The organism is Anaerosporobacter sp. (assembly GCF_965301125.1).
Genome location: NZ_CBDLAM010000161.1, coordinates 1 through 8,509, shown reverse-complemented (window position 1 = coordinate 8,509; position 8,509 = coordinate 1). Strand labels below are relative to the sequence as shown.

General features: G+C 32.5%; 8 protein-coding genes. 7 read left to right on the top strand and 1 reads right to left on the bottom strand.

Going from position 1 to position 8,509, the window contains the following annotated elements; translation table 11 throughout:
- Positions 1-89: 89 nt before the first annotated feature.
- Positions 90-656, bottom strand: a complete 567-nt coding sequence (locus tag ACW2QF_RS15160; protein ID WP_455716849.1) for a DUF305 domain-containing protein — start codon at positions 654-656, stop codon at positions 90-92.
- 146 nt (positions 657-802) lie between these two features.
- Between ACW2QF_RS15160 and ku the strand changes: the two genes are divergently transcribed.
- The 7 genes from ku to ACW2QF_RS15125 form a co-directional block, all read left to right on the top strand.
- Positions 803-1,573: a non-homologous end joining protein Ku gene (gene ku, locus ACW2QF_RS15155; protein WP_455716848.1), complete on the top strand. Its 771-nt coding sequence runs from the start codon at positions 803-805 to the stop codon at positions 1,571-1,573.
- Entirely contained in the window at positions 1,573-2,505 is a 933-nt protein-coding gene (locus ACW2QF_RS15150) for an ATP-dependent DNA ligase (RefSeq protein ID WP_455716847.1), read from the top strand. Before ku ends, ACW2QF_RS15150 begins: the two co-directional genes overlap by 1 nt.
- A 402-nt stretch (positions 2,506-2,907) precedes the next feature.
- The gene (locus ACW2QF_RS15145) at positions 2,908-4,311 is read left to right on the top strand and encodes a carbohydrate ABC transporter substrate-binding protein (RefSeq protein ID WP_455716846.1); all 1,404 of its coding nucleotides are present in this window, start codon (positions 2,908-2,910) and stop codon (positions 4,309-4,311) included.
- 143 nt (positions 4,312-4,454) lie between these two features.
- Positions 4,455-5,381 carry a carbohydrate ABC transporter permease gene (locus ACW2QF_RS15140; protein ID WP_455716845.1) on the top strand — a complete coding sequence of 309 codons (927 nt, stop codon included), beginning with the start codon at positions 4,455-4,457 and terminating at the stop codon, positions 5,379-5,381.
- A gap of 11 nt (positions 5,382-5,392) precedes the next feature.
- Positions 5,393-6,256 carry a carbohydrate ABC transporter permease gene (locus ACW2QF_RS15135; RefSeq protein ID WP_455716844.1) on the top strand — a complete coding sequence of 288 codons (864 nt, stop codon included), beginning with the start codon at positions 5,393-5,395 and terminating at the stop codon, positions 6,254-6,256.
- A 190-nt stretch (positions 6,257-6,446) separates the two neighbouring features.
- A complete protein-coding gene (locus tag ACW2QF_RS15130) occupies positions 6,447-8,048 on the top strand; it encodes a potassium/proton antiporter (protein ID WP_455716843.1) in 1,602 nt (533 codons plus the stop codon).
- 104 nt (positions 8,049-8,152) lie between these two features.
- Positions 8,153-8,509, top strand: a 357-nt coding sequence (locus ACW2QF_RS15125) for a hypothetical protein (RefSeq protein WP_455716842.1), incomplete at its 3' end; no start/stop codon positions are given.

Sequence of the window (8,509 nt, the reverse complement as noted above, 5' to 3'; positions counted from 1 at the left end):
TAGATTATCTAAAAGTACTTCTCGACTTATTTTTCTTTGCTTTACTTAGAATTATATCACACTAATGTGCATTTTTAGTAAGAGATTAATTAGTTCATACAGCGCAAAAGCTGTGTCATTTCTTGAACTCCTTTTTTCTGAGAAGTAATGATAGCTTCAAGAATTGGTATCAATTCAGGACATATTTCATATCTTAATGCGTTTTCAGACATACGTATAGCACCTTTGTGATGAGGAATCATTTCTCTCATAAAATTTGCATTGATGTTATTGGTTGCGCAGGCATTACCCATTTCTGTAAACATGGTTTCTGTAATCGAGTGAAAATGACGCTGATACAGGCAAATATCCTGGCGCGAGTTGGTAAAACTACTACATATACATTCTACATTACGCATATCTTCAATGCTCTGTGTTTGCATTGTTATAATATTTGATGCGATATTTTGTAAAGGAATATTGGTTGTATAGCACAGAATATTGTGTGACATCTCAATCGCCGCACGGTGATGGGGAATCATTTGTACAATGAAATTGTGAGATATGCTACAGGATAGCTCAGCTGTTGTCATACCTTCTATCATTTGATCTAGAATACAGTAAAATTCACTTAAATAATTCTTGGTAACATTACTGAAGTTACATTGTTCTCTCATTATTAAAATCACCTCTAATTATAATATGGAATATAAGGTTTTATTGTGCATTAATAGTGGAATGGCAATACTCTATATAACTCATAAACTGATAAATACATAAAACCTGCACATACTAATAAAAAATTCAAACATGAGGTGATAGTATGGCAGTTGCTCACAAAAGTGCAATCAGTGTGGGTTTATTATATATACCTGTAGGCTTGTATAAGACAACTCGTGAAATCGGAATATCTTTTAATCAATTATGCAAAGATACACACGAACGAATTAAGTATAAGAAGATATGTCCTTCCTGTAATAAAGAAGTGAAAAGTGAAGATATCATAAAAGGCTACGAATTTGAAGAGGGAAAGTATATCACATTCTCAGAAGATGAACTAGAGAAAATTAAATCGAAGAGAGATAAGACAATTCACATTGAACATTTTGCTAAAATGAGTGATATTGATTCGATATACTTTGAGAAAAATTATTATGTAATACCAGAACCAGGCGCAGAAAAGGCATATGAATTACTGAGACAAGCTCTTTTAAGTAAAGAAGAAGTAGCAATAGCTCAAACAGTTTTTACTACGAAGGAAGAATTGCTGATACTTTATCCGGAAGAGGACTGTATTATAGCAAAAATGTTATTTTATCAAGAAGAAATTCAAGAGATACCAAAATCTATAAGTAAAGTGGAAATCACTAATGAAGAAATGAATATGGCAAAGATGATGATTGATACAATGACAAAACAGTTTGATATCTTAGCATATCATGATGAATATCAAGAAAAATTACGAAGTGCAATCACCCAAAAGATACAAGGGCAAGAAATAGTAAGCAGTGATACTAATAAGCCTAATAATGTAATTAACTTAATGGAAGCGTTACAAAGAACTGTTGAACAAGCTAAGAAGGGTACTGCATAATGGATATTTTTGAGGCAAAAGGTATTAAGCCTATGCTTATTTCAGAGCAATTAGAACCGTATGATGATCCAGGTAGTATATTCGAACTAAAACTAGATGGAATACGTTGCATAGCATATTGTGATGACCATACTGATTTAAGGAATAAAAGGGATATGAAATTAATACCGAGATTTCCTGAATTAAGAGACATTAATAAAAGCTGTAAAGAGAAATGCATATTAGATGGTGAATTGATTGTAGCTAATAATGGACTCCCTGATTTTTATGAGGTTCAAAAGCGAACATTAATGTCAGATTTGTTTAAGATACAATTAGCCTGTAGCAAATTGCCAGCAAGCTTTGTCGCATATGACATCTTATATTATAAGGATAAGGAAGTCACAGGCCTTCCGTTGTTAGAAAGAAAAAGCTTATTATCGGATACAGTCGATGAATCTGAGAGAATATCGGTATCACGATATGTGGAAACAAATGGTGTTATGCTTTTTGATCTAGCAAAAGAACAAAAATTAGAAGGAATTGTTGGTAAGAAAAAAGATAGCTTGTATTGGTTTGGCAAGAGGACAAAGGACTGGATCAAGTGTAAGCTAATGAGTACAGATGACTGTGTGGTATGTGGCTATATCGTTAAGGATAATAACATGGTAAGTTTAGTACTAGGACAGTATACTCACGAAGGAACATTGATCTATAAAGGGCATGTTACAATGGGGGTTAGTCTGAGATTATTGAATCAACAAAAATATACAGTTATTGATAATAGTCCTTTCGGATATATCCCCAAAGGTAATGATGAAGCGATTTGGTTAGAACCTAATCTCGTATGTGTGGTGGAATCTATGCCTAATGATAAAGAATCATTTAGACAACCTGTGTTTAAAGGATTTAGAGATGATAAAACACCTAGAGAATGTATAAATTACAAATAAATATCAATTTTAATATGAGGTTGATGCAAAATAACATAGCTTGAATGCTTAATTTTGCATCAACCTTTCTTTTTTCTAAAAACAGGAAAATGCTAATATTATAAAGAAAGAATAAGAATTTTTGATGATTTTATCTAACGAAAACGTTAACTTAATAATGATTAAAAAATATCAATAAGATATCTATAAAATAGTAATATTACACAAAGTATTAGATGTAAAAACGGTATAAATTAACAAAAATATAAATATAGATGGAAAATACATTGAATTACTGTAAAAAGTGTTGTACAATGATGATACTAAAACGTTTAAGTAATATCAAACAAGAAAGATATTGATTTCCGCAAGGAATTTAATATATTTGGGGTATTCCCAAAAACTATATTAGGGAGGATTTTTATGAAAAAGAAGCTTTTAGCAGTATTACTTTCAGTTACTATGATTACCACAATGTTAGTTGGCTGTGGTAGCAAGAACAATGACTCCAAACAAACTACAACTAAGGAGGACGTAAAAGGAAATAATTCCACTGAAGCAACTGAAACAGATGATACGGATGCTGAAACAGTTACTGAGACAACAGAAGGAAAAATTTTCAATATCTATTGTTGGAATGATGAGTTCCAAAGACGTGTGAAAGATCACTATCCAGGTTACGAAGAAGTGGATGCAACAACGGGTAAAATCGGTGATGTAACTGTTAAATGGAACATTACTCCAAGTGATGATAATGCTTATCAGAATAACCTTGATGAAACTTTATTAAAACAAAAAGATGCAGCGCAAGATGACAAGATTGATTTATTCCTTATCGAAGCAGACTATGCATTAAAATATGTTGATACAGAATATACAATGCCAGTAGCTGATCTCGGTATTACAGAAGCAGACTTATCAAAACAATATCAATATACAAAGGATATCGTTACAGATTCTAATGGACAAATTAAAGGTGTTTCATGGCAAGGTTGTCCTGGTGTTTTAATCTACAGACGTTCTATTGCTAAAGAAGTATTCGGAACGGATGAAGTTGATAAGATTCAAGAAAAATTAGCAGATTGGGATAAATTCACAGCAGCAGCAAAAGAAGTGAAAGATAAAGGATATTTTATGTTATCAGGATATGATGATGCTTACCGTGTATTCTCTAACAACGTAAGTTCTAAATGGGTTGTTGACGGAAAAGTTAATGTAGATGCTAACATTAAGAATTGGGTAGATCAGACAAAAGACTTTACTGACAAAGGTTACAACAATAAGACTTCACTTTGGTCAAGTGACTGGAGTACTGGATTTACACCAGAAGGTAAAGTATTCTGCTACTTTGGGCCAGCTTGGTTTGTAGATTTCACTTTAGGTGGAAATGGAACAGATGATGACTGGTATGCAACAAAAGGACCTCAAGGTTTCTTCTGGGGTGGTACTTGGATCTGTGGTGCTACAGGTACAGATAACCAAAGTTTAATTAAAGACATTATACTTAAATTATCAACTGATGATACAATCATGAAAGATATCGTAGTGGATGATAATGATTTCGTTAATAATACAACTGTAATGGAAGCTATGGCAGCTGATACAACATATGCAAGTAAAGTTCTTGGTAAGAGCAATCCACTTGGTACTTATGCAACAGGTGCTGGTTCAATTGATTTAAGCAACATCTCTCCATATGACCAAGGTTGTACAGAAGAATTCCAGGGTGCTATGAAAGATTATTTTGATGGTAATGCTACATATGAGGAAGCTCTTCAGAATTTCTACAGTGCAATTGTTGTAAAATATCCAGATTTATCATACTAATTCATAGATAACCAAAGTAACAAGTATGAAATGATAAAATAATAAGACTTGATTGAAAAACGTGCCGGTCTATATTTGGCAGGCACGTTTTAAGTTAAAGAAGTTGACATTATAAATGGGAAGACAATAGGAGTGGTTTGAATATGAATAAAGTTGAAACGATAAAAGTAAAAAAAGGAAAAGTGGTTAGGTACAATAAGTGGGGATATATCTTTTTAATACCTTTTGTATTAACTTATCTAGTATTCCAACTAATACCGATGGTAAGTACCATTTATAATAGTTTCTTCGAAAACTATCGTTCAGGTCTTACACAAATTGGTCCAAATTTCGTTGGGCTGGATAATTATAAAGCTTTACTTAGCAATTCGGAAATATGGAAATACATGAAGAATACATTTATTATGTGGATTATGGGCTTTATTCCACAGATTCTATTATCGCTTCTTTTAGCGAATTGGTTCTCTAATGCTAGATTAAGATTAAAAGGATTAGGATTTTTTAAAACTGTAATTTATCTTCCTAACTTAATTATGGCATCCGCTTTTGCAATGTTATTCTTTGCGTTATTTTCAGATAATGGACCTGTAAATGCTATTTTATTAAATATGGGAATTATATCAGAACCATACAGATTCCTCTCAAATGTATGGAGTTCGAGAGGGCTAATTTCTTTTATGAACTTCTTGATGTGGTTCGGTAATACAACGATTCTATTAATGGCTGGTATTATGGGGATTGATATGAGTTTGTTTGAAGCAGCAGAAGTTGATGGAGCAAAACCTTCTAAAGTATTTACCAAGATAACACTGCCATTACTTAGACCAATTTTGATTTATGTTATAATTACTTCGTTAATTGGTGGTATTCAAATGTTTGATGTACCACAAATCTTAACAAGTGGTAGTGGAGCACCAGTAAATTCAACAATGACATTAATTATGTATTTGAATAAACATCTGTTCAGTAAGAATTACGGTATGGGTGGAGCGATGTCTGTACTATTATTCTTTGTTACAGGTTTCTTAAGCTTAATTATATTCAAAATTACTAGTAAGAAAGAAGATTAGAGGTGAGGAATATGGCTGGTAATAAGAGTAAAGAAGACAATGGAATTGGTATGAAAGCTAGACGTGTAATATGCTATGTAGTTTTAAGTCTGGTAACGGTTATGTGTTTGCTTTGGTTTTATTTGTTATTTTTAAATACAACAAAAACACATAATGAGATACAACTTGGATTTAGTGTACTACCAGGAAGTAACTTTTTTGAAAACTGGAATAATTTAATACACGGTACATTACCAATTATAAGAGGTCTTCTAAACAGTTTGTTTGTATCCGCAGCATGTGTAGTTTGTTGTACATATTTCTCAGCAATGACAGCCTACGCTATTCATGCATACAATTTTAAAATGAAAAAAGCTATGTTTACCTTTATCTTAGTAGTAATGATGATTCCTACACAAGTAACTGCATTGGGATTCTTACAATTGGTAGATAATATGAATTTAAAGAATTCATTTATTCCATTAATCATTCCAACTATTGCAGCGCCAGTGACATTTTATTATATTAAGCAATATATGGAGAGTTCATTACCACTAGAGATTATTGAAGCATCACGTATTGATGGTTCTGGTGAATTTATGACATTTAACCGAATTATTCTTCCTATAATGAAACCAGCTTTGGCGGTTCAAGCAATATTTACATTTGTTCAGACGTGGAATAACTATTTCACGCCAGCATTGATATTGAATGACGAAAAGAAGAAGACATTGCCAATCTTAATTGCGCAATTACGTAGTGCAGACTGGTTGAAATTTGATATGGGTCAAGTGTATATGATGATCGCATTTTCGATTTTACCAGTAATTATAGTATATCTTTGTTTGTCAAAGCATATAGTACAAGGAATTGCTCTTGGTAGTGTGAAAGGATAAAGTAATATATTTAAGTTAATAGAAGAGGCTGTTGCAAAATATTAATTAACTGATTAATTTTGTAACAGCCTCTAATTTTTTGAAAATTTACTTGTTAAGAATTATTATTTATAGTAATCTATTACTACAATGTTTGTTATGCGCCATTTGGTGATATAAACGACAAATAAATAGTAAAGGGGAGATTAATTTGCCAATATACTTATTAATTGCCGCTGTTATCATTATAGCCTGCGTAGTTCTAAACAAGTTAACGAGTCGATTAGGCATACCAACATTATTAGCTTTCATTTTATTAGGAATGCTATTAGGATCTGATGGAATATTCAAAATACCGTTCGATAACTTTCATATAGCAGAAAAGATTTGTTCTGTTGCTTTGATTTTCATTATGTTTTATGGAGGTTTTGGTACTAAGTGGAGCGAGGCAAAACCAATTGCGGTAAAAGCAGTATTGTTATCAACCATAGGTGTTTTCTTAACCGCTTTAATAACTGGAGTATTCTGCTATTATATCTTGCATATTTCTTTCTGGGAAAGCATGTTACTTGGTGCTGTTATAAGTTCTACAGATGCAGCTTCTGTGTTCTCTATATTACGTTCCAAACGATTAAATCTAAAGTATAATTCTGCATCACTTCTAGAAGTGGAAAGTGGTAGTAACGATCCGTGTTCCTATATGCTAACTATCATTGTTCTTGCAATTATGAAGGGGAATGCCAAAGGTGGAGAAATATTTTTTATGATTCTTGCTCAAGTTATTTTTGGTCTATTAGCAGGAGTTATTATTGCTTTTCTTGCATATGAATTCTTAAGACGTTTTCGATTTGAAACCGAGGGCTTTGATCTTATCTTTGTTGTTGCTGTTGCAGTGTTAGCCTATGCAGTTCCTTCTGCCATTGGGGGTAATGGATATCTAAGTGCGTACTTAGTTGGCGTTATACTTGGGAACAAACCAATTAGTAATAAGAAAGCACTAGTTAATTTCTTTGATGGAACAACAGGATTAATGCAGATTTTGGTTTTCTTCTTGCTTGGTTTACTTGCGTTTCCTTCACAGTTACCCAAGGTAGTATTTCCAGCAATATTAATAGCATTATTCTTAACATTTATTGCTAGACCGTTGTCCATTTTTGCAATTCTTACACCATTTCGCTGTAAGTGGAATCAACAGGCGTTGGTATCATGGGCAGGACTTCGAGGAGCAGCTTCTATCGTATTTGCTATTATGGCAACGATTGATCCAGCTAGTACGAGCAATGATATCTACCATATTGTATTTTGTATCGTACTTTTTTCTATATTAATACAAGGTTCATTAATTCCTTTTGCAGCAGAGAAGCTTAATATGATTGATAATACTGTAGATGTACTTAAGACGTTTACTGATTATGCAGATGAAGTACCTATTCAATTCATTCAATTAAAGATGAAAGAAGAACACCCTTGGATAGGCAAGAAGATAAAAGATCTTCCGTTACCACCGGACACATTACTTGTGTTGTTAAAGAGAAATGGTGAGAATATAGTGCCTAATGGACGTATTCCTTTGTTAGAAAAAGATCTGTTAATATTAAGTGCTGCAGCACCGGGAGAAATAGACGGAATATCGCTGACGGAGAAGAATGTTACCAAGGGAGATGAATGGATAGGAAAACCAATCGCTGAGATATCGAAAGAAGAAGATAAGTTAATCATAATGATTCAAAGGAATAAAAAGGTTATCGTGCCTAATGGTAGAACGATAATTAAGGAAAATGATGTTCTTGTAATCAATCAAGTAACTATGTAATAGGGTATGGATAATTATTGAAAGATTACCAGTCATAAACTATTACATAATTGTTAATTAAATGTTACAATGATGTTACAAAAGAACAAAGGAGAGAATTAATTATGATGAAATTAAAGAAAATGGCTTTCGCTGTAGCAATGATGGTAACTGTAGGGACTGTAGCAACTCCTGTAAATGGGGCACAAGCTGCGGTAAAGACAAATTGTACAACTCAAGTAAATAGTAATTGTAATTTTTCTTCAGGAAAATTAAAATACAAAATTACTGGTAAAAACACTTGTACAGTAACTGGTCTATCTTCAAAAGGAAAGAATTCTACATCATGTAAAATTCCTTCAACTGTTAATTGCAATGGTAAAACTTACAAGGTAACAAATGTTGCAAATAATGCGTTTAAGAATTGCAAAAAATTAAAAACAATTACTTGCAATAAGTCTTTAAAGACATCAGGATCTAAT